The following is a 25,749-nucleotide window of genomic DNA, read 5'->3' as shown; positions in this document are numbered from 1 at the left end:
TGCTCGTTGGCTGTAACACAGGCGGATTTCCAAGCATCAAGGCGCATTGCATGAACTTATCAGCACTCGTGGGCAGCTATGCCCAACCTTATTCCAACCTCGTCCCCCCTGCGATTGAGCACACCGGCACCGCGCGTCCTGGCGCGTATGACAATACGGCGGCACAGGTCAACCGGTTCGACACGGGGTACATGCCCATGTCCAAAACCGCCGCTGGCATCAAGCCCAAGAATATCTGGTCTGCTTTCACGCAAGGCAGGCAGGGGAATTGCGTCACTGTTTCGGCTATAAAAGCGGCGATGATGAAATACGGTCACAGCCCCCATGGCATCTTCAAGTCGGTGACCGAAACACCCACCGGCTTCGATATCGTCATGCGCGACACGTTCAAGCTGAGCCTGACCCATGACGAAATAAAACAGGCGAGGACCGGTTCGGCTTTTCATGGCGATGACCCCGCAGTAATGGCGGATGCGGTGTTTTTATATGCCGCCAGTGCCAAGCGCGCGCAGGTGAAAAACCACGAGGGCCGGGCGAAGCGAAGCTTCGAAGCCGCCATGGGCACGCTCAACGACGGTGAAGGAGACCGGGATGGGTTTAAGCGCCTGGGCCTGTTAGGCAAAACCCGCTGGACTCATTTTCGCGAACTGGACAAAGGCAACACCGGCACCGCCTCCCTCAACAACCATTCGGTGGCCGTGGTCGATGGGCACGTGGACCTCTATGGGGAAAAAATACCGTTTTCAATGTCCGAGTTTCGGCATTGGCGCGGGATGTACCTCAAGCTGGTATAGCGCCCGCGCCTGACCGGATGATCAAACGCCCTCTCGCCGTCCAGGCGAGAGGGCGCCGTGCATTACTGCGCCAGTGACGGCTTTTCCCACAAGTTAATCCCACCTTCCTGGGCAAACCGATCGATTTCCGCCAGTTCTTCAGCGCTGAACGACAAGTTGTTCAGCGCGCCGACGTTCTCAACAATCTGCTCTGGCCGGCTCGCACCGATCAGCGCGCTGGTCACCCGAGGGTCGCGAAGGGTCCAGGCCAGAGCCAGTTGCGCCAGGCTCTGGCCGCGACGCTGGGCGATCTCGTTCAGCGCGCGGACGTGGGCGAGGTTGGCTTCAGACAAGTGCCCGGCCTGCAACGAACCACCGCCGGGACGATTGACCCGTGCATCGGCCGGCACGCCATTGAGGTACTTGTCAGTGAGCAAACCCTGGGCCAGCGGTGTGAAGACGATCACGCCGGTGCCAAGCGCTTCGGTGGTGTCCAGCAGGTCTTTTTCCACCCAGCGGTTGAGCAGGTTGTAGGCCGGTTGGTGGATCAGCAACGGTACTTTCCATTCCTTGAGCAGCGCGGCCATCTCGCGGGTTTTGGCGCCGGAGTAGGACGAAATGCCGATGTACAACGCCTTGCCCTGTTGCACGGCAGTGGCCAGGGCGCTGGCGGTTTCTTCCAGGGGCGTGTCGGGGTCGAAGCGGTGGGAGTAGAAGATGTCCACGTAATCCACGCCCAGGCGTTGCAGGCTCTGGTCCAGGCTGGCCAGCACGTATTTGCGCGAGCCGCCGCCCTGGCCATACGGGCCGGGCCACATGTCCCAGCCGGCCTTGCTGGAAATGATCAGTTCGTCGCGATAGTGCTTGAAGTCTTCGCGCAGCAAACGGCCGAAGTTGATCTCGGCACTGCCGTAGGGTGGGCCGTAGTTATTGGCCAGGTCGAAGTGGTTGATGCCCAGGTCGAACGCAGTGCGTAACAGCGCGCGCTGGGTGGCGATCGGCGTGCTGTCGCCAAAGTTGTGCCACAGCCCCAGGGACAGTGCCGGCAGCACCAGGCCACTGTGGCCTACGCGACGGTACGGGATAGATTCATAGCGGTTTTCGGCAGCAATATAAGTCATCGAATCCTCTCTTGGACATCGGCAAATAAGGCCCGGGAATAAGACTATTCCCAGGCCTTTTAACCAGCTGAATCGCTTAACTTCGCCATTGCTGTTTTACAGCAAAGACCTGCCCGAGAGGAACACGCACGCTTCGTCTCTAGCGCACCAGATGCAGGAACTGCAGGTGACGCTCGTACTGGTCGAGGATGTCGTTGATGATCTGCTCCTTGGTGTAGCCCACCAAGTCGTAATCCTGGCTGCCCTCGCTCAGATGCACTTCCGCCCGGTAATAGCGGCGGTTATTGATAGCTTTCTTGCCCATGCCGCCCAGGGCAAACGACGGCGTGAAGTAGCCGCGCATCTGCACTTGATAGACAAACGGGCGCTCCTCGCCGTGGCCGATTTCCAGGCTGACGCTGTCGTTGGCCGGGTCCGGCTGGGTGACAACGTTCAGGCCCTTCTCGACAAACACCGCGGTCACTTCTTCGATGGCTGGGCGCACGGTCGATTCGAGGAAACGGTACACCTCGTCACGCGATGGAAAGTGCACCGCCTGGCTCAAGCGTTGACGCCAGCCGCCACGGCCCTTGCGTGACGCAGAGATCGGCGCCAGCGAGTGCAACTGGGCGATCTGCTTTTGCGACTCCATGTAGAACGCCTTGTGCAGCCCCCACATCATCAGCAGCAGAATCAGCGAGAACGGCAACGAGGTCAGGACCACCGCCGACTTGAGCGAATCGATACTGCCGGCGAACAGCAACGCGCTGGTCACCAGCGCCGTCATCGCGCCCCAGAACACCCGCAGCCATTTCGGCCCGTCTTCGTCGGCGTTGCCACCCTTGGACGACAGCGTCGACAGCACCACAGTGCCGGAGTCGGCCGACGTCACGAAGAACACAAAGCTGATAAACACCGTGACGGCGATGACGGCCTTGCTCCAAGGATAGGTTTCCAGCAACAGGTAAAGGCTCATCGATGGATTATCGATAGCCGATTGGCCGAGCGCCGCCATGCCGTGGTTGAGCACTTGGTCGATGGCGCTGTTGCCGAAGATCGACATCCACGCCAGGGTGAAGCCGAGCGGGATCAGCAGCACGCCGAATACGAATTCACGGATGGTGCGGCCGCGGGAAATCCGCGCGATAAACAGACCCACGAACGGCGACCATGCGATCCACCAAGCCCAGTAGAACACCGTCCAGCCGCCCAGCCAGTCGCTGGGTTTGTTGTAGGCGTAGACGTCGAAACTCTTGGTCGGCAAGGCGCCGAGGTAGTCGCCGATGTTCTGGATCAGAGTGTTGAGCAAGTGCTGGGTAGGCCCGGCGAACAACACGAACAGCAGCAGCGCGCAGGCCAGCAGCATGTTGATGTCGGACATCACCCGCACGCCCTTGTCCACGCCGGCCACGGCCACCAGGATCGCAGCGCCCATCATCAGGGTGATCAACCCGACCTGGATCCACTGGGTGTGGGCGATGCCGAACAGGTAGTCCAGACCGGAGTTGAGGTGCAGCACGCCGAAGCCCATGTCGGCCCCCAGGCCGAACACCGTGGCGATGATGCCAAAGCCATCCACCGCATAACCGATGGGGCCGTTGATGCGCTTGCCGATCAGCGGGTACAGCGCCGAACGCAACGCCAGCGGCAGGTTATGCCGGTAGGCGAAATAGGCCAGGGCCATGCCGACAAAGGCGAACACACCCCAGCCATGCAGGCCCCAGTGCAGAAACAGCACCTGCATGGCCTGGCGTGCGGCGTCGGCGTTCATCGGCGCGCCTTGGGGCGGTTGCACCAGGTGCGTCAGCGGCTCCGAGACGCAGAAGAAAAACAGCGTGATGCTGATGCCGGCGGCGAACAACATGCCGGCCCAAGACAAGTAACTGAATTCGGGCTCGTCGTGGTCGGCACCGAGTTTTATCTTGCCGTAGCCCGATAACGCGGTGACCACCACGAAGACCAGATACAGGGTCATCGCCAGCATGTAGTACCAGCCGACCGTATTGGCCGCCCAGTTTTGCGCCGCCAGTAGCCAGGCACCGGCCTGTTGTGGGATGGCGATAACGGTCAAGCCGAACAGCAGAATAACCGTGGCGGCAAAGTAGAAAACGGGCGCATTCATGCGCACCAGGCCGCTGGAAGGGGTGGACGATGCACTCATGAGCGATGCACCCCTGGGATGTGAAATGTGGCTGGGAAAAACAGACTCAGCAAAGGTAAGCCTCCTGTTGTGAGCGGGCAGCGAACCACCGGTTTAACTTGAACGAACGTTCAAGTTAAACATGAATAGGTGGTTTTGGACTAATCGCAGGGCTGAGCGGTATGACGGCTGAGCAAAGGAAATCGTTCAGCGACTGCTCACGGAAATACCGCCCCGGTGTGGAATACAGTCAGTGTATCTGTGGCTGACAGGCCACTTGTGGTGAGCCTCCTCCCACAGGTAACCCGTGCAGACTCTCTACTTCTGCGCCCCATCATCATGCTGCAGATTCGCTTGAGTGATATTCGCCCCCGCCGGCACATTGCGGGTCAGCCACACATTGCCGCCGATGGTCGAGCCCTTGCCGATGGTGATTCGCCCCAGAATCGTCGCCCCGGCGTAGATCACCACGTCATCCTCGACGATCGGATGGCGCGGGTGGCCTTTCTGCAGCTGCCCATCTTCATCGGCCGGGAAGCGCTTGGCGCCCAGGGTCACCGCCTGGTAGATGCGCACGCGCTCGCCGATGATTGCGGTCTCGCCAATCACCACGCCCGTACCGTGGTCGATAAAGAAACTCGGGCCGATCTGCGCGCCTGGGTGGATATCGATGCCGGTAGCCGAATGGGCGATTTCCGCGCTGATGCGTGCCAGCAACGGCAAACCGGCGCGGTACAAATGGTGCGCCAGGCGATGGTGAATCACCGCCAGGATCCCCGGGTAGCACAGCAGCACTTCATCCACACTGCGCGCGGCCGGGTCGCCGTGATAGGCAGCCAGCACGTCGGTGTCCAGCAAGCTGCGCAGGGCTGGAAGCGCCAGAGCGAAATCCTGGATCAGGCGAATGGCGTGGGCGTCGATATCACTGTCATCCTCACCGCCCTGGCGCGCGGCGTAGCGCAGCTCCAGGCGTGCCTGGGCGAGCAAAGCATTGAGGGCCACATCTAGGGTGTGGCCGACGTAAAAATCCTCGCTTTCTTCACGCAGGTCCGCCGGGCCCAGGCGCATGGGGAACAGCGCCCCGCACAGCGACTCAAGAATCTGCGCCACGGCCTGGCGCGAGGGCAACTCGCGCCCCCCATGCTCGCCGCTCAGGCGGCCATTGCGGGAGCGCCACTGATCGCGGGCGCCGCGCAGTTGGCTGACGATGGTCTGCAATTGCCAATGGCTGGAACGCTCACTCACGGTTTTCACTCCTGACAAAATGGCCATCACTTTACGGCAAGCGCACCGACCGACATTAAGAACCAATGGTGCGATGCTCATAACCATCGGACATAAGCGATTGACGGTTGCCCGATGAAAAGTGCCTGCCTATAGTCGGCCCATTACTTCGCCACCGTGTTTAACCATGATCAAACAACAGCTCGACCGTTTTGACCGCCTGGAACTGCTGGGCGGTGCCACCGCGCTGGAAAAACTCGAACGGCTATCGGCGTGGCTGGGCCGGGATATCTACGTCAAACGCGACGACACCACCCCGCTGGCCATGGGCGGCAATAAGCTGCGCAAGCTCGAATACCTGGCCGCCGATGCCATCGCCCAAGGCGCCGACACCCTGGTGACCGCCGGCGCGATCCAGTCCAACCATGTGCGCCAGACCGCCGCCCTCGCCGCCAAGCTCGGCCTGGGTTGCGTCGCCCTGTTGGAAAATCCTACCGGCACCGACGATCCGAACTACCTGGGCAACGGCAACCGCCTGCTGCTGGAGTTGTTCGACGCCAAGGTGGAATTGGTGGAAAACCTCGATCACGTCGACGAGCAGCTCAACGCCCTCGCCGACCGCCTGCGCAGCAACGGCAAGACGCCGTACCTGGTGCCCATCGGTGGCTCCAATGCATTGGGCGCCCTGGGCTACGTGCGCGCCGGGCTGGAGCTGGCCGCGCAGATCGAAGACAGCGGCATCGACTTCGCCGCCGTGGTGCTGGCCTCCGGCAGTGCCGGTACGCACAGCGGTCTGGCGCTGGCCTTGAGTGAGGCACTGCCGCAATTGCCCGTCATCGGCGTCACCGTATCGCGCACCGAAGAGGCACAGTTCCCGAAAGTCCAGGGCCTGGCCGAGCGCACCGCCGAGCTGCTGGGCGTGGGCTTGCCCGAGGCGTTCAAGGTGATCCTGTGGGATGAGTACTTTGCGCCGCGCTACGGCGAGCCGAATGCCGGCACATTGGCCGCGATCAAACTATTGGCCAGCCAGGAAGGTCTGTTGCTCGACCCGGTCTACACCGGCAAAGCCATGGCGGGTTTGCTCGACGGTATCGGGCGTCAGCGCTTTGAGGACGGGCCGATTATCTTCCTGCACACCGGCGGCGCGCCGGCGCTGTTTGCCTATGACGCGGTGTTCAACTGAGTAAACCAGTTAAAAGTGGGAGGGGGCTTGCCCCCGATGGCGGCCTATCAGTCAGAGATGCGCTGGCTGGACTATAGCTATCGGGGGCAAGCCCCCTCCCAAATTAGAAACAGTTTATATTCTAAAAAAGAATATGATTTTGAATTTATATTATTTTCAAGTCTTAAAAACCGGCTTTATAGTCGCGCCGCAGGCGAAGACGCGCTTCGCGCTTTAAGGCAGGATACGCCTACTGCGTCACCTGCTTCGCTCACCATAAAAAACACAGGGGCTCTTCATGTCTATTTCTGCATTCCGTCGCACGTTACTGGTTGGCACGCTGGGTCTGGCACTCGGTGCCGGTTGGTTGGGTCAGGCTGTGGCCGGCGAACAATTGGCCAATATCAAGAAGGCCGGCGAGATCAAAATCGGCCTGGAAGGTACCTATCCACCCTTCAGCTTCCAAGATGAAAGCGGCAAGCTCAGTGGCTTCGAGGTGGAGCTGTCCGAAGCCCTGGCCAAAGAGCTGGGCGTGAAGGTCAAGCTGCAAGCCACGCCATGGGACGGCATCCTCGCCGCGCTGGAATCCAAACGCCTGGACGCGGTGGTCAACCAGGTCACCATCTCTGAAGAGCGCAAGAAAAAGTACGATTTTTCCAAGCCCTACACCGTTTCCGGGATTCAGGCGCTGGTTCTGAAAAAGAATGTGGACAGCATCAAGACCGCCGATGACCTGGCCGGCAAGAAAGTCGGCGTGGGCCTGGGCACCAACTACGAACAATGGCTCAAGGACAACCAGCCCAAAGCCATCATCAAGACTTATAACGACGACCCGACCAAGTTCCAGGACCTGCGTATCGGCCGCATCGACGCGATCCTGATCGACCGCCTGGCCGCGCTGGAATATGCCAAGAAGGCTAAGGACACCGCCGCTGCCGGCGAAGCATTCTCGCGCCAGGAATCGGGTATTGCCTTGCGCAAGGGCGAGCCTGAACTGCTGGACGCTGTGAACAAGGCCCTCGACAAACTGCGCGCCGACGGCACCTTGAAGAAGCTGTCCGAGAAGTACTTCAACGCTGACGTCACTCAATAATGGAAGCAAGTTTCCAACTCGCACTGGATTCCGCGCCCTTTCTGCTCAAGGGCGCGTACTACACGGTGATCCTCAGCCTGGGCGGCATGTTCTTCGGTTTGCTGCTGGGCTTTGGCCTAGCCTTGATGCGCTTGTCGCGCTTCTTGCCGGTGCGAGGGATTGCTCGGATCTATGTGTCGTTCTTTCGCGGCACGCCGTTGCTGGTGCAGCTGTTTTTGATCTACTACGGCTTGCCACAAGTAGGCATCGAGCTGGACCCGATTCCGGCGGCATTGATCGGCTTCTCGCTGAACATGGCCGCTTACGCCTGTGAAATCCTGCGTGCCGCCATCGGCTCAATCGAGCGCGGCCAGTGGGAAGCAGCGGCCAGTATCGGCATGACCCGCGCGCAGACCCTGCGCCGGGCCATCCTGCCGCAGGCCATGCGCACAGCGCTGCCACCGTTGGGCAACAGTTTTATTTCGCTGGTCAAGGACACGGCGCTGGCCGCCACCATTCAGGTCCCCGAGCTGTTTCGCCAGGCGCAATTGGTGTCGGCGCGCACCTTCGAAATTTTCACCATGTACCTCAGCGCTGCGCTGATCTATTGGATCCTGGCCAGCATCCTGGCGCATTTTCAGAATCGCCTGGAAGACCGGGTCAACCGGCATGACCTGGAGTCTTGAAGCATGATCGTGGTTGAAAAACTGACCAAACAATTCAACGGTCAGGTGGTGCTCGCCGGCATCGACCTGGAGGTCAAGGAAGGCGAAGTCATCGCCATCATCGGCCCCAGCGGTTCCGGCAAAACCACCTTCCTGCGCTGCCTCAACTTTCTCGAAACACCCACCAGCGGACGCATCAAGGTGGGCGATATCGAGATCGACGGCAGCCGCCCAATCAACCAACAGCAAGGCCTGGTGCGACGCCTGCGCCAGCATGTGGGTTTTGTGTTCCAGAGCTTCAACCTGTTCCCGCACCGCACCGCGCTGGAAAACGTCATCGAAGGCCCGACCGTGGTCAAGAAGATGCCACGCGAGGCTGCGGTGGCACTGGGCCGCAAGCTGCTGGCTCGGGTCGGGTTGGCGGGCAAGGAAGACGCCTACCCACGGCGCCTGTCCGGCGGTCAGCAACAGCGCGTGGCGATTGCCCGTGCGCTGGCCATGGAGCCGGAGGTGATTCTGTTCGACGAACCCACCTCGGCGCTGGACCCGGAGCTGGTCGGCGAAGTACTGGCGACCATCCGCAGCCTGGCCGAAGAGAAGCGCACCATGGTCATCGTCACCCACGAAATGAGCTTTGCCCGGGATGTGGCCAACCGCGTGATCTTCTTCGACAAAGGCGTGATCGTGGAGCAAGGCGAAGCCAAGGCGTTGTTCGCCAACCCCAAGGAAGAACGCACACGGCAGTTCCTGAGCAAGTTTCTCGCTCACTGAGCCTGCCTGTTTGTGGCGAGGGTGCCTGCGCCCTCGCCATACCCCGCGTTCCTACAGCAACGCCCCATCGAGCCGCATAAAACGCCCTGCCTCGCGCCGCCTGAAATCCCCCTCCCAGTCAGACCCTTCTGAATATCCGCAAACCCGCCGTTTAGCCTTTTGCCGCCATTGACGCTCCTTGGCCAACCCTCTTATCTAGGTCTCAGAGGATTGGATCCTATCCCGGCTATTCACTGAATCGTGCCTTTCAGCCCCCCTGCGCACCCGCGCCAAGGGGCCGGAACGATTGCTGCTGGCTGCATCAAGGAGATGACTTATGACGCCCACGCTCACCGCCCCAACGCTGCCCCAGGCCAACCGATATGGCATCAACGCTCGGGCGGCCACCCAGTTGCAGGTTGCCATTGCGCCGTACCTCGGCATGGACGAAGGCGACCTGATCGAATTGTTCTGGAACCGTTGCTTTGCCGCCTCGCGGCGGATCACGGCGTGCAAGGTCGGCACGCCTACGCACCTGCGGGTGCCGGAGAGTTTTGTGCAAGACGGCCTGGCGCAGGTGTATTACCAGGTTATGCAGGTGGGCCACGGCCCGGCGCGCTCGGCCGTGACCCAGGTGCGCGTCAAGACCAACGCCCCAGGCGGCCAGCCCCCGGCGCTGTACAGCGACGAAAACCAGAACCTGGCCCCCGTCGCCCTGCCCGAGACCATTCGCCGCTACGGCGTCAACAGTCGCCAGGTACGCCGTGGTGTGCCGCTGACCATCGAGCCCTACCTGAACATGACCACCGGCGACGCCATCACCCTGCGCTGGGGCGATGTGCGCATGGATCTGCCGAAGATCCAGGCCCGCGGCATCGGCCTGGCCGTGCAGGTTTGGGTGCCGGCGACGGTGATCGCGGAGGCGGGCGACGACTGCCGGCTGGAGGTGACGTACTGCATTCTGGATCGCGTTGGTAACACCTCGCACTGGGCGCCGTCACGCACGGTGCGCATCGCGGCGTCGACGTCGTCACGGCCGACCCGGGCCGTGACGCCCTATCGCCCCAAACCGCTCGGCTCCCCGTGCGAACCGGGCTGATCGCCTTCTATGCATATTCCTAAAAGTTAGTTTATTTAAATATTTAACAAGCTTATGGTATATGCACCGGACCACCGGACATCTCTGAATTTTTGTTTTTAATTTCATTGAATGCGAGGTCGGTATGGTCAGAATTACCCCGGTGCGCAACGCCAGGGCATTGCGTGCAGCCAAGGAGCGGCGCTGATGTCTAACTTGGCTCTTACACCCCCAGTCACTCAGCTGGACGTCGCGCCTTTGCTGTTGCCGGCCGTGGTGCTGCGCAACGACGCAGAGGCGCTCGACGCCGCCCATGAGCTGGCCCAGGCCGCGCGCCTGCAAGCCGCCACACGCGACCAGCAACGCAAACTGCCTTGGGCGCAAATCGAACAGTTCACCCGCAGTGGGCTGGGCAGCATTTCTATTCCCCGCGAGTACGGCGGCCCGCAGGTGTCCTTCGCCACCCTGGCCGAGGTGTTCGCGATCATCAGCGCGGCCGACCCCGCGTTGGGGCAGATCCCGCAGAACCACTTCGGCATCCTGCATCTGTTGCAGGGCACTGCCACCGAGCGCCAGAAAGAGCAGCTGTTCCAGAGCGTGCTCGACGGTTGGCGCATCGGCAACGGCGGCCCTGAACGCGGGACTAAAAACACCCTGGAACTCAAGGCGCGCCTCACCGCCCAAGGCGACGGTTATGTAGTCAGCGGCCAGAAGTTCTACTCCACCGGCGCACTGTTTGCCCATTGGGTTGCGATCAAGGCGCTCAACGACGACGGCAAACAAGTCATGGCCTTCGTGCGCCGTGGCACCCAAGGGTTGCGCATCGAGGATGACTGGTCCGGGTTCGGCCAACGCACCACCGCCAGCGGCACCCTGTTGCTCGATCACGTCCCGGTGGACGCCGACCTGGTGGTGGACAACTGGCGCCTCGGCCAAAGCCCGAACATCCAGGGCGCGGTCTCGCAATTGATCCAGGCCGCCATCGACGCCGGCATTGCCCGCGGTGCGCTGCAAGACACCATCGCCTTCGTGCGTGAGCGCTCGCGCCCATGGATCGACGCCAAGGTCGAACGCGCCAGTGATGACCCGTACGTGATCGCCGATATCGGCAAGCTGACCATCGAACTGCACGCTGCCGAAGCCCTGCTGCGCAAGGCCGGCCAGGTACTCGACCAGGTCAGCGCCGCGCCGATCACTGCGCAGTCGGCGGCACGCGCGTCGATTGCCGTGGCCGAGGCCAAGGTGCTGACCACCGAAGTGTCGCTGCTGGTCAGCGAAAAGCTCTTCGAGCTGGCCGGCAGCCGCGCCACCCTCGCCGAATTCAACCTCGACCGCCACTGGCGCAACGCCCGCGTGCACACCCTGCACGACCCGGTGCGCTGGAAGTATCACGCGGTGGGCGCGTATCGCCTCAACGGCACCTTGCCCGCCCGACACTCCTGGATTTAACCGAGCGGACGTCTGGAGACCTCTATGCCTTTCTCGACCAACGTCGCGGTGATCACCAGCGACGAACATGCCCTTGTGGTGGCCAGCGATCTGGCCGAAGACTTTCGTCGCGACAGCGCCCAGCGCGACCGCGAGCGCCGCCTGCCGTGGCCTGAGCTGGATGCGTTCTCGCGCTCCGGGCTGTGGGGTATCAGCGTGCCCAAAGCCTTCGGCGGTGCCGGCGTGTCCAACGTGACCCTGGCCAAGGTCATCGCGCTGATCGCCCAGGCCGACGCCTCCCTGGGCCAGATCCCGCAGAACCATTTCTATGCCCTGGAGGTGCTGCGCGTAAATGGCAGCGCCGCCCAGCAGCAGCGCCTGTACGCCGAGGTACTCGCCGGCCAGCGTTTTGGCAATGCACTGGCGGAGCTGGGCACTAAAACCGCCCACGACCGCGTGACGGCCCTGACCCGCGACGGCGATGGTTTTCGCATCAACGGGCGCAAGTTCTACGCCACCGGCGCGCTCTACGCCCAACGTATCCCCACCTCGGTGGTGGACGAACACGGCGTGCAGCAACTGGCCTTTGTGCCCCGCGACAGCCAGGGCCTGAACGTGATCGACGACTGGAGCGGCTTCGGCCAGCGCACCACCGGCAGTGGTTCGGTGATGTTCGATAACGTGTGGGTCGCGGCGCAGGACGTGGTGCCGTTCCAGAGCGCCTTCGAGCGCCCGACCCCCGTGGGCCCGCTGGCGCAGATCCTCCATGCCGCCATCGACACCGGCATCGCTCGCGCCGCCTTTGAAGACGCGCTGCACTTTGTGCGCACCAAAACCCGGCCGTGGATCGACGCCACCAGCGACAAAGCCAGCGAAGACCCGCTGACCCTGAAAAGCTTCGGCCACCTGAGCGTGCGTCTGCATGCCACCGAAGCCTTGTTGGAGCGCGCCGGCGAATACCTCGACCGCGCCCAGGCCGACAGCAGCGCCGAACACGTCGCGGCCGCCTCGATTGCGGTGGCCGAAGCGCGCGCCTTGAGCACCGAGGTTTCCCTGGCCGCCGGCAGCACTTTGTTCGAGCTGGCCGGCAGCCAGGCGACCCTGGCTGAACACGGCCTGGATCGGCACTGGCGCAACGCACGCGTACACACCCTGCACGACCCGGTGCGCTGGAAGTACCACGCGGTGGGTAATTACTACCTCAATGACGCCAACCCGCCACTGCGGGGGACGATCTGATGGGCAAAAAGAAAATCCTGCTCAATGCCTTCAACATGAACTGCATCGGGCACATCAACCACGGCCTGTGGACCCACCCTCGGGACACCTCGACCCAGTACAAAACCCTGGCCTACTGGACCGATCTCGCGCAGACCCTGGAGCGCGGATTGTTCGATGGTTTGTTCATCGCCGATATCGTCGGCGTGTATGACGTTTACCAGCAATCGGTAGAGGTGCCGCTCAAGGAGTCGATTCAACTGCCGGTCAACGACCCGTTGCTGCTGGTCTCGGCCATGGCTGCGGTTACCCGTCATCTGGGGTTTGGCCTCACCGCTAACCTCACCTACGAGCCGCCGTATCTGTTCGCCCGACGCATGTCCACCCTCGATCACCTGAGCGAAGGCCGAGTGGGCTGGAACATCGTCACCGGCTACCTGGACAGCGCCGCCAAGGCCATGGGCCTCACCGAGCAAGTCGAGCATGACCGCCGCTACGACCAGGCCGATGAGTACCTGCAGGTGCTCTACAAACTGTGGGAGGGCAGTTGGGAAGACGACGCGGTACTCAACGACCCGCAGCAACGGGTCTACGCGCAACCGGGCAAGGTGCATAAGGTCGAGCATCGCGGCGAGTTCTATCAGGTGGAGGGTTATCACCTGTGCGAGCCGTCGCCGCAACGCACACCGGTGTTGTTTCAGGCCGGCAGTTCCGAGCGCGGCTTGGCCTTCGCCGGGCAACACGCCGAGTGCGTGTTCATCAGCGGGCAGAACAAAGCCGCGACCAAGATGCAGGTGGACAAAGTGCGCGCCAGCGCGCTCAAAGCCGGGCGCAACCCCGAGGACATCAAGGTGTTCATGGGCATCAATGTGATCGTCGGCGCCACCGAAGCCCTGGCCTGGGAGAAACACGCCGAGTACCTGAGCTACGCCAGCGCGGAAGCGGGTGTGGCGCACTTTTCGGCGTCCACCGGCATCGACTTTTCCCAGTACGAACTCGACGAACCGATCCAGTACGTGAAGAGCAACGCCATTCAATCGGCCACCAAGACCCTGCAAAACAACGATTGGACCCGCCGCAAATTGCTGGACCAGCACGCCCTGGGCGGGCGCTACATCACTCTGGTGGGCTCGCCTCAACAGGTGGCCGATGAGCTGGAGTCGTGGATCAACGAAACCGGGCTGGATGGCTTCAACCTCACGCGCATCGTGACCCCGGAAAGCTACGTGGACTTCATCGACCTGGTGGTGCCGGAGTTGCAGCGGCGCGGGTCGTACAAGACTGAATATGAGCAAGGCACCCTGCGTGAAAAAGTCTTTCACGCCAGCGCCCGCCTACCCGACCAACACACCGGCTCTACGTACCGCCACTGATCAAAAGATTTGGGAGGGCCCCTCCCACCGTACAACTGCCTTGTTTGCCCTGATCCCTGATGACTGGAAACCACTATGAAAAAGACACTGATCAATAACCCAGTCAAAGCACTGGCCCTGGCCTTCGGGCTGTTCAGCTCGACGGTGTTCGCCGCCGACGCACCGCTGAAAGTCGGCACCACCGCAGCCTTTGCGATTCCGCTGGAGGCCGCCGTGGCCGAAGCCGGCAAGCAAGGCTTGAAGGTCGAGCTGGTGGAGTTCACCGACTGGATCGCACCGAATGTCAGCCTGGCGGCGGGCGACATCGATGTGAATTACTTCCAGCACATCCCGTTCCTGGAAAACGCCAAGGCCGCCGCCGGGTTTGACCTGGTGCCGTATGCGCCGGGCATCATCAACAACGTTGGGTTGTATTCGAAAAAATATAAAAGCTTCGCCGACCTACCCCAAGGCGCCAGCGTGGCGATTGCCAACGACCCGATCAACAGCGGTCGCGGCCTGCAATTACTTGCCAAGGCGGGCTTGATCACCCTCAAGCCGGGGGTGGGTTACAAGGCCACCGAAGAAGACATCGTCGCCAACCCGAAACACATCAAGATCCTGCAAGTGGAAGCCGTGCAACTGGTACGCGCCTATGACGACGCGGACCTGGTGCAGGGCTACCCGGCCTATATCCGCTTGTCCAAGACCTTCGATGCCGAGTCGGCGCTGCTGTTCGACGGCCTCGACCATCCCGAATACGTGATCCAGTTTGTGATTCAGCCCAACAGCAAAACCGACCCACGGGTGATCAAGTTCGTCGACATCTACCAGCACTCGCCGGTGGTGCGCGCCGCGCTGGATAAATCCCTTGGCAAGCTCTACCAAGTCGGTTGGGAGGGCTGAACATGACCGTCGCCCACGCACATTTGCGCGACCTGGGTTTACCGCCCAGGGACGCCGAGCAGACCGAGCTGCATCCGCACCTGAACCGAGCCCATGTGCGCTTTATCAACCTGGGTAAGACCTACGACGGCAGCGTGCATGCGCTGCAAGGCATCGACCTGGCGATCCAGCGTGGTGAAGTGTTCGGCATTATTGGCCGCAGCGGCGCCGGTAAGTCATCGCTGATCCGCACCATCAACCGGCTTGAACAACCCAGCAGCGGGCGCGTGCTGATCGATCAGGTGGACATCGGCGACTTCGACGAAGACCACCTGGTGGCGCTGCGGCGGCGCATCGGCATGATCTTCCAGCACTTCAACCTGATGTCGGCCAAGACCGTATGGCAGAACGTCGAGCTGCCGCTCAAGGTAGCCGGCGTGCCCAAGCTGCAGCGCGAGCAGAAGGTGCGCGAGCTGCTGGAATTGGTGGGGCTCAAGGACAAGCATCAGGCTTACCCGGCGCAGCTCTCCGGCGGGCAGAAACAACGGGTGGGCATCGCCCGCGCGCTGGTGCACGACCCGCAAATCCTGCTGTGCGACGAGGCCACCTCGGCCCTCGACCCGGAAACCACCCAGTCGATCCTTGGCCTGCTGCGCGAGATCAACCGGCGCCTGGGCCTGACTATCGTGCTGATCACCCATGAGATGGCGGTGATCCGCGAAATCTGCGACCGCGTGGTGGTGCTGGAGCATGGGCGCATCGTCGAGCAAGGCCCGGTGTGGCAGGTGTTCGGCGATCCGCAGCATGAGGTCAGCAAAACCCTGCTGGCACCGCTGCAACAAGGTTTGCCGCCGGAGCTGCAAGCGCGCTTGCAGGACCAGCCAGCCTCTGCCGAAGCGGCGGTGGTACTGCGCGTGCAGTTCACCGGCAGCGCCGCCGACGAGCCGGACCTGGCCGCGCTGTTCAGCGCACTGGGCGGGCACGTGCGCTTGCTGCACGGCGGGGTGGAGCGCATCCAAGGCCACGCCCTGGGGCAATTGCTGCTGGCGGTGAGTGGCTCGGCCCACGGCGCCGACGCCTTGCGCCAACGCGCCGGGCGCTTTGCACAACAGGTGGAGGTGCTGGGTTATGTGGTTTGATCGTTTAGTACAGGGCGCCCTCGACACCCTGCTGATGGTCGGCGTGTCATCGTTGATCGCGTTGCTGGTGGGCATCCCGCTGGCGGTGTTCCTGGTCACCAGCGACAAGGGCGGCATCTTCCAGGCGCCGACGTTGAACCGGGCGCTGGGGGCGTTCGTCAATCTGTTCCGCTCGATTCCGTTTTTGATCCTGATGGTGGCGCTGATCCCGTTCACTCGGCTGATCGTCGGCACCACCTACGGCGTGTGGGCTGCAGTGGTGCCGTTGACCATCGCTGCCACGCCGTTCTTTGCCCGGATCGCCGAGGTGAGCCTGCGCGAAGTCGACCACGGCCTGATCGAAGCCGCCCAGGCCATGGGCTGCCGGCGCTGGCACATCATTTGGCATGTGCTGTTACCCGAAGCGTTGCCGGGGATTGTCGGCGGTTTCACCATCACCCTGGTGACCATGATCAACTCCTCGGCCATGGCCGGCGCAATCGGTGCCGGTGGGTTGGGGGACATTGCGTACCGCTACGGTTACCAGCGTTTCGATACGCAGATCATGCTCACGGTGATCGTGCTGCTGGTGGCGTTGGTGGTGCTGATTCAGGTGAGCGGCGATCGCCTGGCGCGGGTGCTGAACAAACGGTGAGGTATAGTCGGGACCTTTCAGTGCCCGGTATCGCTCGCCATGACGCTCAAACCCGACGACCTCGACCAGATCACCTCCACCACCCTCGGCCACTACAACAAGGTGGCCGAGGACTTTCGCGAAGGCACCAGCGACCACGATGTGAGCCAGAACATCGACGCCTTGCTGCGGCATATCCAGGGTGCGCCGCCGTTTACCGTGTTGGATTTTGGCTGCGGGCCTGGCCGCGATCTACAGACGTTTACGCGCCTGGGCCACATCGCCGTAGGGCTCGACGGCTCCGAGCGTTTCGCGCAGATGGCCCGCGAGGACAGCGGCTGCGAAGTGCTGCAACAAGACTTCCTCAAGCTGCAACTGCCCGCCGCGCGCTTCGACGGCATCTTCGCCAATGCGGTGCTGTTTCATATCCCCAAACAGGAATTGCCCCGGGTACTCAAACAGCTGCATGCCGCGCTGAAACCGGGGGGCGTGCTGTTCAGCTCCAACCCGCGCGGCGACAACCAGGAAGGCTGGAACGGGCCGCGCTACGGGTCGTATCACGACCTGGAGGCGTGGCAGACGTTGCTGACCAGTGCAGGGTTCGTGGAGCTGGAGCATTACTACCGCCCTGCCGGATTGCCTCGCGAACAACAGCCGTGGCTGGCCAGCGTCTGGCGCAAACCTCACCAATAGCTTGGCATTACATACCAATGTGGGAGGGGGCTTGCCCCCGATGACAGTGGGTCAGTCAGTACATCTGATACTGATACACCACCGGCGCCTCCCCCATCCGCAGTGACAACCAGGAAGGCTGGAACAGGCCGCGCTACGAGTCGTATCACGACCTGGAGGCGTGGCTGGCCAGCGTCTGGTGTAAACCTCATTAACAACCTGAAAAAATGCGGTTTTTGTGGTGAGCGGGCTTGCCCCGCGCTGGGGCGCGGAGCGGCCCTCTCTACAGACACTGCGGTGTGCCAGGCAAGAGCTGTTGGCAGGTTTTAGGGCCGCTTCGCAGCCCAGCGCAGGGCAAGCCTGCTCACCACAACAAGCCCCTCCCACATTTACTGCACCTGATACACCACCGGCGCCTCCCCCATCCGCAGTGACAACCAGGAAGGCTGGAACAGGCCGCGCTACGAGTCGTATCACGACCTGGAGGCGTGGCTGGCGAGCGTCTGGTGTAAACCTTATTAGCAACCTGAAAAAATGCGGTTTTTGTGGTGAGCGGGCTTGCCCCGCGCTGGGGCGCGGAGCGGCCCTCTCTACAGACACTGCGGTGTGCCAGGCAAAAGCGGTTGCCAGGTTTTAGGGCCGCTTCGCAGCCCAGCGCAGGGCAAGCCTGCTCACCACAACAAGCCCCCTCCCACATTTACTGCACCTGATACACCACCGGCGCCGCACCCACCGGCAGTGCGGTGACACTGCGCGGGGCATAGCCTTCTCTTCCGGTAGCGGAGAAATTTGCCACCAACCGCGTGCCATCGGCAAAGGTGGTCTGTTGCAGCTGCCTATCCGCCGTCAGCCAGCGAAAATCAGTCATGGCCTGGGTCGCCAGGCGCTGGTGCAACGGACGGAAAAATGCGTCCTGGCGCTGGATCGCCGGCAAGCGCTGCGCCAGGGTGGCGGCGCTCAGGTGATACAGCGGCGGCACGTTGTAGAGCAGTTGGGTCAGTTCGTTCTCGGCCCGTACGTTGCTCAGTTTGAGGCTGTCGAACAACCAGTGATGGGTGGTGATCACCGAGCCATGTAACACCGCCTGATATAACGGCAGGCGCAGGGTCGGATCGAAATACACGCTGCGCAGCGACGCTTTCAATGGCACCGGCTTGAAAAACACCGCCGGTTGTTCGGGCGGGTACCAGTTGCCGACGTAGTACGGCGAATGCTTGTCCTGGGTCATCTCACGGTCGCCCCAACCAAGCACCGGTGTCTGCATGCCATGGGCGAACAGGATGCCCTGGGCGGTGACAGCGTTACCGTCTTCGGAGCCTGTGGGTAACTTCAGCACGGTATTGAGCCAGCGCACGGCGTCGATATTACCCGCGGCGTTTTGCGCCTGGGTCATCGGCGCGCCAGCGCGGTAGCTATCGAACAGCATGCTGGTGGCGTAGGCATCCAGAAACCAGGCATTGAAACCGGCCTTAGCCTGCACTGCCTTCACTCGCGCCTCCAGCAGCGGCCGCATGCAGCGCGGGTCGGTGTAGTGGCCGGATTTCTGGAAACCGCTTTTGTATGTGCCGTCTTGCAACACGATGGCGCAGTCGCGATACGCCTTGCGGCCCAGGTGGGCGGTGGTCCAGTCCGGGTTTTCCGTGGCCGACAGTGCGGTTTCGTAGGAGTCGTAAGGGGCCATCAAGTAGCCGGCCTGCACTGCGGCGCGAATCGCTTCGGGGTGCCAGAGGCCGCCCTCCCAGCCTTCGCCCAGGGTCACCAGCAAACGCGGCAGGCCGCTGTTGCGCAGGGTTTGAAGGGTCTTGCCGCCCCAGGTGGCCGGGTCGGCGCTCAACGCCCCGGCGAACGCCACGGCCAGTTCTGCGCGCAGCTCGCCATAACGTGCGGCCAGTCGGGTCATGTCCGGCTCGTCGACTTGCCAGCTCTGCCGCGCCTTTTTACTGATCGCCGCGTTGAGGCTGCGCAGCACCACGCTCTGCTCGTAGGGATTCAACGGGCGGGATTGCGCCAGGATCTGCGTGGCTTCCTTGTCCAACAACGCCTTGAGTGCATGGGCGCGCAGCCGCTTGAGCAACAGCGGCCAGTCACGCACATCGTTCGGCGCCAGCAGGTCATTGCCCCACAGGTAGACGTGGCTGGCGCCCAGCAATTTCTGCGCCTCGGGGGTCTGTTGCAGCTTGTCGTCGAGCGTCTCATAACGGCCCTGCTCGACCAGCCATTGACGATAGCGTTTGGCGCCGGCGAGGGGGTCTGCATCGCCCAGGTACAGGCGCAGGGTCATCGGGGTATTGGGGTCCAGCGCGGTGAATTCATGGGCCAGCGCCAACCCCACACCGGCACCTTCAGCTTGCCATTGCAGACGGTTGTTGTAGGGGTTGGTGAGCAGCCAGTTCAGCGTGAAACCGCCGTGATCCATACCCCACAGCGGCAGACTGAGGTCCTGGGTGGTGTTGAACGCGCCCTGCTCCAGCAGGAACGCTTGCCATACCGCATTGCCGGTGGGCACGTAATGCCCTTCGGCCAACGGCCAGATCAGTCCGTTGCCCATGGCCCCTGCCGGTTGTTGCAGCAATGCCAAATGCCCTGCTTGGCGCGCGGTGATGCTCAGCAGCAACTCGCGCTGCTCAAGGCGTGCGCTGAGGCGATAGGCACCGTTGTCCCACTGCCAGCTCACTTGCTCGGCGCTGCTTTGCAAGTCGCTGACAGCATGCGCGGTGACCCCGCTGGAGGTTTGCACACTGGCCTGACCCGACGGTGTCACCCGCAGCGCCAGGGTGGCGGGGTCCAGTTCGACGCGCCACAGCGTGTTTTCCAATAGGGCGCCGGCAAACGCCATGGGCGACAGCAAGCAGAAGACCAGCAGGGTAAGACGCAGACGGTTCATGGTGGGCAACCGTTGAAGAGTGAAACCAAGAGGGTAAAACACTCAACGGTAGACGGGGTAACAAATGCCCTGATGACGATCAAACGTGGAGGGGGCGGTGCGACGATTCAGCTTGCACTCGATAGCGATGCGTCAGTGATAGCTGGGCTGGCTGAACCACTGCTATCGGGGGCAAGCCCCTCCCACAGTTTGCGCCGGTTCTTTCAGTTAATACTGAGGAGGGCGACTGGCATTAGTGCAAGCCCCCTCCCCCATTTCTAAACGGTTTTTTCTTCAGGCTTGGGCTCGCGAATCTTGTACCACGCCACATACAGCGCCGGCAGGAACAGCAGCGTCAGCAAGGTGGCGATGATGATGCCGCCGATCATCGCGTACGCCATCGGCCCCCAGAACACTTCGCGGGCAATCGGGATCATGCCCAGGCTCGCCGCAGCGGCCGTGAGCAGAATCGGCCGACGGCGGTGCTCGGTAGCCTCCACCACGGCATCCCACGGCGTGTAGCCGTCGCGCTCATAGGCGTCGATCTGCGTCACCAGGATCACCGAGTTACGGATGATGATGCCGATCAACGCCAGGATGCCGAGGATCGCCACAAAACCCATGGGCGTGCCGGTGGGAATCAGGGCCAGCACCACGCCGATCAGCCCCAGCGGCGCAACACTGGCCACCAGGAACATCTTCTGCACGCTGTGCAACTGGATCATCAGGAACGTCGCCATCAAAAACAGCATCAGCGGCACCACGCTGGCGATCGGGCCCTGGGCCTTGCCGCTTTCTTCCACGGTACCGCCGGTGGCGACTTTGTAACCCACCGGCAGGCCGGCGCTGAACTTGTCGATCTCCGGCTTGAGCTGCTTGACCAGGTCGGTCGGCTGCATCTCATCGCGCACTGAGGCCTTGATGGTGATGGTCGGCAAGCGGTCGCGACGCCACACCAGCGGCTGCTCCAGCTCATAGCGCACGGTGGCAAACGCTAGCAGCGGGATCGACGTGCCGTTGGGCGTGACGATCTGCAAATTCTGCAGGGTTTCCGGCGTGCCGCGCTCTGCGTCTTCGGCGCGGCCGACCACATTGATCAGGTAGATATCGTCGTGCACCTGGGTCACCGACGCGCCGCTGACTACGCTGTTCATCAACTGCGCGACATCTTCGGAGGACAGCCCCAATTGCCGCGCCTTGTCCTGGGCGATGTCGATGCGCAGCACTTTGCCTGGCTCGTTCCAGTCGTAAATGATCTCGCCCAAGTGGGTGTTTTTATCCAGCAGAGTCGCCAGCTCGATGGCGTGTTTGCGCACCTGGTCGGTGTCTTTGCCGGACACCCGATACTGAATCGGACGCCCCACCGGCGGGCCCATTTCCAGCGGCTGCACATAACTGCCAATACCGACGAAGTCATCGCGCAGACGCTTCTGCAAGCGTGCGATCAACGCGCCGCGTTCTTCCAGGCCTTTGCTGACGATTACCAACTGTGCGTAGTAAGGGTTTTCCAGTTGCTGGTCGAGGGGCAGGTAGAAACGAATCGCGCCCTGGCCGATGTAAGTGCTCCAACGGGCGATGTCCGGGTCGTCCTTGATGATCGCTTCCAGGCGGTCGACGGCCTTGCGCGTCTCGTTGATCGAGGCGTTCTGCGGCAGGTTGAGGTCCACCAGGATTTCCGGGCGATCCGACGACGGGAAGAACTGGTTCTGCACGAACTGCATGGAGAACACCGACGCCACGAACAACCCCACGGTGATGCCGATGGCCCACCAGCGGTTGCGCATCGCCCACAGCATGCCGCGATTGAAACCCCGGCCAATGCGCCCAGGCTCGGCGTTGTGCGGCTTCACATTGGCGCTGAGGATATGCACGCCGATCACCGGCGCAAACAACACCGCCACCACCCACGACACCAGCATCGCCACGGCGATCACCGCGAACAGGGTGAAGGTGTATTCCCCCGCCGAGCTGGCATTGAGGCCGATGGGCACAAAGCCGGCCACGGTGACCAGCGTACCGGTGAGCATCGGGAACGCGGTCGAGGTGTAAGCGTAAGTGGCCGCCTGGGCCTTGGTTTCGCCTTTTTCCAGGCGCGTGATCATCATCTCCACGGTGATCATCGCGTCGTCCACCAACAGGCCGAGGGCGATAATCAACGCGCCCAGCGACACGCGCTGCATGGTGATGCCGCTGTATTCCATGAACACGAACACCAGCGCCAGCACCAGCGGAATCGAACACGCCACCACCAGCCCGGCACGCAGACCGAGGCTGATAAAACTCACCACCAGCACGATGATCACCGCCTCGAACAACGCACTGGTAAAGCCGCCCACGGCTTCTTCCACTACTTCGGCCTGGTCGGAAACCTTATGCACGCCAACGCCCACCGGCAGGTCGGCGGTCAGCTCGTCCATGCGCTCATGCAAGGCTTTGCCGAACGACTGGATATTGCCGCCCTTCTGCATGGCGATGGCCAACCCGATGGCGGGCTTGCCGTTGAAACGGAACATCGGCCGCGCCGGGTCGACGTAGCCACGGCTGATCTCGGCGATATCCGCCAGGCGATAGAAACGGTCGTTGAGGCGCAGGTTGACGTCGGCCAGGTCCTTCTCCGAGGCGAACTGCCCCGAGGTGCGCACCGAAATACGCTCCGGTCCGGCTTCGATCACCCCGGCCGGGGTCACGGCGTTCTGGGATTGCAGGCTCTGCACCACTTGGCGCTGGTCGATACCCAGGGCCGCCAGTTTGCGCGTGGAGAAATTCAGGTAAATCACTTCGTCCTGCTGGCCGATCATCTCGACCTTGCCCAGCCCCGGCACTGCCCGGATTTCGGCACGCACCTGTTCCACGTAGTCACGCAGTTGGCGCATCGACAGACCGTCGCCGGTGAAGGCGTACACCGACCCGAACACGTCACCGAACTCATCGTTGAACGAAGGCCCCTGCAAGCCCTGGGGGAAGGTGCCGCGAATATCGTCGATCTTCTTGCGCACCTGGTACCAGATTTCGGGGATGGCCTTGGCGCTGGTGGTGTCCTTGAGGAATACGAACACCGTGGACTCGCCTGGCCGCGTGTAGCTTTTCACGTAATCCAGAGAGTCGAGTTCTTCGAGTTTTTTCTCGATGCGGTCGGTGACCTGCTTGAGGGTTTCTTCTTGGGTTGCGCCCGGCCAGCGGGTCTGGATCACCATGGTCTTGATGGTGAACGACGGGTCTTCTTCGCGCCCCAGGTTCATATAGGAGAACACGCCCATCAGCAGCGCGACGAACATCAGGTACCAGACGAAGGACTGATGCTTGAGGGCCCAGTCGGATAAGTTGAAGCTGCCTTTCATCGCGGGCTGTCCTCGTCGATTTTGACTTTCTGCCCGGGCTTCAGGCTGTTCACGCCGGCGGTGACGATGCGCTCGCCGGGTTTGACGCCGCCGTTGATCAAGGCGCTGCCGGCCTCGCGGCTGATCACCGTGACGTCGCGCGGCTGCACGCTCTGGTTTTGCGTGTCGAGCAGCCAGATGCGAGTGGCGCCGTCCACCTCCTGCAAGGCGCTTACCGGCAGCTCGATGCGCGGCTCAATGGCGGTGCTCAGGGTGACGCTGATGGCGGTGCCGAGGCGGAACGCTGGTGGTGTTTCGGCCAGCGTCAGGCGCGCGCGACGGGTACGCGTGGCGCTCTGGGCCTGGGGCTCGATTTCACGCACGGTGGCGGTGGTATTGACGCTCGGGTCCAGTTGCCCGGCAACCAGAAACACCCCATCCGGCGGCAGGCGCTCGGCCAGGCCGGCGGGCAGGTCGATCACCGCTTCCTTGATATCCGGGCGCGCCAGGGTCACCACTTGTTGGCCGGCGCTGACCACCTGGCCGGCCTCGGCATTCCAGGCGGTGACGATGCCGGCGTGGTCGGTGCGCAGTTCGGCGTAATTGAGCTGATCCTTGGCCTGGTTGACCGAGGCCTGAGCCTGGTCGAGGGAGGCCTGGGTGGTTTTCAGGTCGGTCAGGGCCACATCCAACTGGGCCTGGGCGCCGACGCCACGGTTGAACAGTTCCTGCTGGCGCCGGGCATTGGCCTGGGCATTGATAAATTGCGCCTGCACCCGCGCCAGGTCGCCCTGGGCGGCGCGCAACTGGTTCTGCTGGTCGGTGGGGTCGAGCACGGCCAGCAAGGCGCCCTTCTCCACTTCGGCGCCCACATCCACCAGGCGACGGGCGATGCGGCCGGGCACGCGAAAGCCCAGGTTACTTTCGTAACGGGCCTGGATGGTGCCGGCGAAGCGGCCGAGGTTTTCTTGGTCTTCAGCCTTTACTTGCATCGACAGCACCGGGCGCACCGGCTCGGGCGCGGGCTCTTCTTTGGAGCAGGCCGCCAGCAACAGGCCGGCGGCGAGCATCAATACCAGACGCTTCATGGCTGGGCTCCTGGCTGGGCAATCTCGACGTGCATACCGGGGTGCAACAATTGCCCGCCGGCCACCACGACTTTTTCACCGCCCTTGAGACCCTCGCTGAGGATGACTTTGCCAGTGAGATAGCGGGCCACGGTGACTTTATGCAGCTGCACTTTGCCGTCGCCGTCCACCAGCCACACCGCCGGTTCGTTGAGGTCCTTGGTGAGGGCCGACCACGGCAGTTCCACACTGGCCTTGGCCGGGCCATTGGCAGTGGCGCTGACAACCGAGCCCAAGTGCATGCCTTCGGGCAGCGCCTGCAGGGCGATTTTCACTTGCACGGTGCCGGTGTTGGCGGCCACGGCGGGAGTGACTTCGCGCACCTTGCCCTGCACCTGAATGCTTGGGTTGTCCAGCAGGCTGACGGTGATCGGCGTATCGGTCGACGGTTCGACCAGCAGGGATTCATATACGTTGAACACCGCATCGCGCTCGCCGTCGCGAGCCAGGCTGAAAATCGGCACGGTGGCCTGCACCACTTGGCCTACCTCGGCCTGGCGCGCGGTGATCACACCCGGCGCATCGGCCACCAGCGCGGTGTAGCCCAGTTGTTCACGGGCATTGGCCAGTTGCGCCTGGGCGGCGGCCAAAGCGCTTTGGCTGCTGCGCAACGCCGCCTGGGCCGAGTCGTATTCGCTGCGGCTGGTGTAGCCCTTGGGCAGGAGTTTTTCCTGGCGCACAAAGGCCGCCGCTGTCTGCTTGACCCGCGCCTGTTCAGCCACGACCTGGGCCTGGGCCGAATCGACGTTGGTCTGCAAGTCTTTGGGATCAAGCCTGGCCAGCACTTGCTTGGCGCTGACGCGGTCACCCACATCCACCATGCGCTGGATGATCTTGCCGCCCACGCGAAAGGACAGATCGGTTTGCACCCGCGCCTGGATATCCCCGGTCAGCGTGACCGCCGCGGCGAAATCCGCTGGCTCCACGGTTTGCACAAACACCCGGGAATGCGCCTTGGGCTCGGTGTTTTCCTGACCGCAACCGCTCAAGAACGCGACTAAGCCAAGACCGAATATACAAGTGGAAATACGACCGCCCATGCAGTCTCCTTTTGCGTGATGCCGACGTGCCAGTGTGTATGCGACTGTCAGCTTAGATCAGGGTTCCTTATCTGCATGGGGAAGAGAGTATTGAGGTGATTTCACCGGCCTCATCGGGGGCAAGCCCCCTC

20 protein-coding genes are annotated in these 25,749 nt (G+C 62.4%); 13 read left to right on the top strand and 7 right to left on the bottom strand.

From position 1 onward, the window contains the following. The first annotated feature begins 50 nt into the window (after positions 1-50). Positions 51-794 (top strand): hypothetical protein, encoded by a 744-nt coding sequence (locus ACFZPT_RS25190; RefSeq protein ID WP_379555894.1) that lies wholly within the window; start codon positions 51-53, stop codon positions 792-794. A 62-nt stretch (positions 795-856) separates the two neighbouring features. On the opposite strand, the gene mgrA is transcribed toward ACFZPT_RS25190, so the two are convergent. From mgrA to epsC, 3 genes are all read right to left on the bottom strand, one after another. Continuing rightward, entirely contained in the window at positions 857-1,894 is a 1,038-nt protein-coding gene (gene mgrA, locus ACFZPT_RS25185) for an L-glyceraldehyde 3-phosphate reductase (protein ID WP_099312109.1), read from the bottom strand. 139 nt (positions 1,895-2,033) lie between these two features. Next, positions 2,034-3,995: a choline transporter BetT gene (gene betT, locus ACFZPT_RS25180; RefSeq protein ID WP_167389851.1), complete on the bottom strand. Its 1,962-nt coding sequence runs from the start codon at positions 3,993-3,995 to the stop codon at positions 2,034-2,036. A gap of 336 nt (positions 3,996-4,331) precedes the next feature. Next, positions 4,332-5,258, bottom strand: a complete 927-nt coding sequence (gene epsC / locus ACFZPT_RS25175) for a serine O-acetyltransferase EpsC (protein ID WP_034095345.1) — start codon at positions 5,256-5,258, stop codon at positions 4,332-4,334. Positions 5,259-5,424: 166 nt separating this feature from the next. Between epsC and ACFZPT_RS25170 the strand changes: the two genes are divergently transcribed. From ACFZPT_RS25170 to ACFZPT_RS25115, 12 genes are all read left to right on the top strand, one after another. After that, a complete protein-coding gene (locus ACFZPT_RS25170; RefSeq protein ID WP_034111311.1) occupies positions 5,425-6,420 on the top strand; it encodes a D-cysteine desulfhydrase in 996 nt (331 codons plus the stop codon). A gap of 277 nt (positions 6,421-6,697) precedes the next feature. Beyond that, positions 6,698-7,492 (top strand): cystine ABC transporter substrate-binding protein, encoded by a 795-nt coding sequence (gene tcyJ / locus ACFZPT_RS25165; protein ID WP_034095344.1) that lies wholly within the window; start codon positions 6,698-6,700, stop codon positions 7,490-7,492. Next, positions 7,492-8,157 (top strand): cystine ABC transporter permease, encoded by a 666-nt coding sequence (tcyL, locus tag ACFZPT_RS25160; RefSeq protein ID WP_034111309.1) that lies wholly within the window; start codon positions 7,492-7,494, stop codon positions 8,155-8,157. The genes tcyJ and tcyL overlap by 1 nt, the downstream gene beginning before the upstream one ends. Before the next feature lie 3 nt (positions 8,158-8,160). Further along, positions 8,161-8,907 (top strand): L-cystine ABC transporter ATP-binding protein TcyN, encoded by a 747-nt coding sequence (gene tcyN / locus ACFZPT_RS25155; protein ID WP_099312113.1) that lies wholly within the window; start codon positions 8,161-8,163, stop codon positions 8,905-8,907. Between the two features lie 316 nt (positions 8,908-9,223). Next, a complete protein-coding gene (locus ACFZPT_RS25150; protein WP_047881479.1) occupies positions 9,224-9,985 on the top strand; it encodes a hypothetical protein in 762 nt (253 codons plus the stop codon). 186 nt (positions 9,986-10,171) lie between these two features. Then, on the top strand, positions 10,172-11,413 hold the full coding sequence (locus tag ACFZPT_RS25145) for an SfnB family sulfur acquisition oxidoreductase (RefSeq protein WP_099312115.1): 1,242 nt from the start codon (positions 10,172-10,174) through the stop codon (positions 11,411-11,413). A gap of 24 nt (positions 11,414-11,437) precedes the next feature. Then, a complete protein-coding gene (locus ACFZPT_RS25140) occupies positions 11,438-12,631 on the top strand; it encodes an SfnB family sulfur acquisition oxidoreductase (protein ID WP_099312117.1) in 1,194 nt (397 codons plus the stop codon). Then, a complete protein-coding gene (locus ACFZPT_RS25135; RefSeq protein ID WP_099312119.1) occupies positions 12,631-13,983 on the top strand; it encodes an LLM class flavin-dependent oxidoreductase in 1,353 nt (450 codons plus the stop codon). Before ACFZPT_RS25140 ends, ACFZPT_RS25135 begins: the two co-directional genes overlap by 1 nt. A gap of 75 nt (positions 13,984-14,058) precedes the next feature. Beyond that, positions 14,059-14,868 (top strand): MetQ/NlpA family ABC transporter substrate-binding protein, encoded by an 810-nt coding sequence (locus ACFZPT_RS25130; RefSeq protein WP_099312120.1) that lies wholly within the window; start codon positions 14,059-14,061, stop codon positions 14,866-14,868. A gap of 2 nt (positions 14,869-14,870) precedes the next feature. Next, positions 14,871-15,986, top strand: a complete 1,116-nt coding sequence (locus ACFZPT_RS25125; RefSeq protein ID WP_099312122.1) for a methionine ABC transporter ATP-binding protein — start codon at positions 14,871-14,873, stop codon at positions 15,984-15,986. Continuing rightward, on the top strand, positions 15,976-16,620 hold the full coding sequence (locus tag ACFZPT_RS25120) for a methionine ABC transporter permease (RefSeq protein WP_034095335.1): 645 nt from the start codon (positions 15,976-15,978) through the stop codon (positions 16,618-16,620). The genes ACFZPT_RS25125 and ACFZPT_RS25120 overlap by 11 nt, the downstream gene beginning before the upstream one ends. A gap of 39 nt (positions 16,621-16,659) precedes the next feature. Further along, entirely contained in the window at positions 16,660-17,292 is a 633-nt protein-coding gene (locus ACFZPT_RS25115; RefSeq protein ID WP_379555890.1) for a class I SAM-dependent methyltransferase, read from the top strand. A gap of 676 nt (positions 17,293-17,968) precedes the next feature. On the opposite strand, the gene ACFZPT_RS25110 is transcribed toward ACFZPT_RS25115, so the two are convergent. From ACFZPT_RS25110 to ACFZPT_RS25095, 4 genes are all read right to left on the bottom strand, one after another. Continuing rightward, a complete protein-coding gene (locus ACFZPT_RS25110) occupies positions 17,969-20,155 on the bottom strand; it encodes a glycoside hydrolase (RefSeq protein ID WP_099312124.1) in 2,187 nt (728 codons plus the stop codon). Between the two features lie 257 nt (positions 20,156-20,412). Further along, a complete protein-coding gene (locus ACFZPT_RS25105) occupies positions 20,413-23,472 on the bottom strand; it encodes an efflux RND transporter permease subunit (protein WP_034111294.1) in 3,060 nt (1,019 codons plus the stop codon). Then, positions 23,469-24,539 (bottom strand): efflux RND transporter periplasmic adaptor subunit, encoded by a 1,071-nt coding sequence (locus ACFZPT_RS25100; protein ID WP_034111293.1) that lies wholly within the window; start codon positions 24,537-24,539, stop codon positions 23,469-23,471. The genes ACFZPT_RS25105 and ACFZPT_RS25100 overlap by 4 nt, the downstream gene beginning before the upstream one ends. After that, positions 24,536-25,618: an efflux RND transporter periplasmic adaptor subunit gene (locus ACFZPT_RS25095; RefSeq protein ID WP_034095330.1), complete on the bottom strand. Its 1,083-nt coding sequence runs from the start codon at positions 25,616-25,618 to the stop codon at positions 24,536-24,538. Before ACFZPT_RS25095 ends, ACFZPT_RS25100 begins: the two co-directional genes overlap by 4 nt. Positions 25,619-25,749: the final 131 nt, after the last annotated feature.

The sequence above is a fragment of the Pseudomonas sp. MD330_10 genome (assembly GCF_042610415.1).
GTDB classification, from domain to species: Bacteria; Pseudomonadota; Gammaproteobacteria; order Pseudomonadales; family Pseudomonadaceae; genus Aquipseudomonas; species Aquipseudomonas rhodesiae.
Note: the sequence above shows the minus strand (reverse complement) of the source record. Positions and strands in the feature narration are given on the sequence as shown.

What these genes read in the sequence shown, in the direction of transcription:
- ACFZPT_RS25105 (WP_034111294.1), bottom strand. Translation starts at nt 23,472, where the DNA reads ATGAAAGGCAGCTTCAACTTATCCGACTGGGCCCTCAAGCATCAGTCC.
- tcyN (WP_099312113.1), top strand. Translation starts at nt 8,161, where the DNA reads ATGATCGTGGTTGAAAAACTGACCAAACAATTCAACGGTCAGGTGGTG.
- ACFZPT_RS25145 (WP_099312115.1), top strand. Translation starts at nt 10,172, where the DNA reads ATGTCTAACTTGGCTCTTACACCCCCAGTCACTCAGCTGGACGTCGCG.
- ACFZPT_RS25110 (WP_099312124.1), bottom strand. Translation starts at nt 20,155, where the DNA reads ATGAACCGTCTGCGTCTTACCCTGCTGGTCTTCTGCTTGCTGTCGCCC.
- ACFZPT_RS25115 (WP_379555890.1), top strand. Translation starts at nt 16,660, where the DNA reads ATGACGCTCAAACCCGACGACCTCGACCAGATCACCTCCACCACCCTC.
- betT (WP_167389851.1), bottom strand. Translation starts at nt 3,995, where the DNA reads ATGAATGCGCCCGTTTTCTACTTTGCCGCCACGGTTATTCTGCTGTTC.
- mgrA (WP_099312109.1), bottom strand. Translation starts at nt 1,894, where the DNA reads ATGACTTATATTGCTGCCGAAAACCGCTATGAATCTATCCCGTACCGT.
- tcyL (WP_034111309.1), top strand. Translation starts at nt 7,492, where the DNA reads ATGGAAGCAAGTTTCCAACTCGCACTGGATTCCGCGCCCTTTCTGCTC.
- ACFZPT_RS25150 (WP_047881479.1), top strand. Translation starts at nt 9,224, where the DNA reads ATGACGCCCACGCTCACCGCCCCAACGCTGCCCCAGGCCAACCGATAT.
- ACFZPT_RS25170 (WP_034111311.1), top strand. Translation starts at nt 5,425, where the DNA reads ATGATCAAACAACAGCTCGACCGTTTTGACCGCCTGGAACTGCTGGGC.
- ACFZPT_RS25125 (WP_099312122.1), top strand. Translation starts at nt 14,871, where the DNA reads ATGACCGTCGCCCACGCACATTTGCGCGACCTGGGTTTACCGCCCAGG.
- ACFZPT_RS25135 (WP_099312119.1), top strand. Translation starts at nt 12,631, where the DNA reads ATGGGCAAAAAGAAAATCCTGCTCAATGCCTTCAACATGAACTGCATC.
- ACFZPT_RS25140 (WP_099312117.1), top strand. Translation starts at nt 11,438, where the DNA reads ATGCCTTTCTCGACCAACGTCGCGGTGATCACCAGCGACGAACATGCC.
- ACFZPT_RS25100 (WP_034111293.1), bottom strand. Translation starts at nt 24,539, where the DNA reads ATGAAGCGTCTGGTATTGATGCTCGCCGCCGGCCTGTTGCTGGCGGCC.
- ACFZPT_RS25095 (WP_034095330.1), bottom strand. Translation starts at nt 25,618, where the DNA reads ATGGGCGGTCGTATTTCCACTTGTATATTCGGTCTTGGCTTAGTCGCG.
- ACFZPT_RS25130 (WP_099312120.1), top strand. Translation starts at nt 14,059, where the DNA reads ATGAAAAAGACACTGATCAATAACCCAGTCAAAGCACTGGCCCTGGCC.
- ACFZPT_RS25120 (WP_034095335.1), top strand. Translation starts at nt 15,976, where the DNA reads ATGTGGTTTGATCGTTTAGTACAGGGCGCCCTCGACACCCTGCTGATG.
- tcyJ (WP_034095344.1), top strand. Translation starts at nt 6,698, where the DNA reads ATGTCTATTTCTGCATTCCGTCGCACGTTACTGGTTGGCACGCTGGGT.
- ACFZPT_RS25190 (WP_379555894.1), top strand. Translation starts at nt 51, where the DNA reads ATGAACTTATCAGCACTCGTGGGCAGCTATGCCCAACCTTATTCCAAC.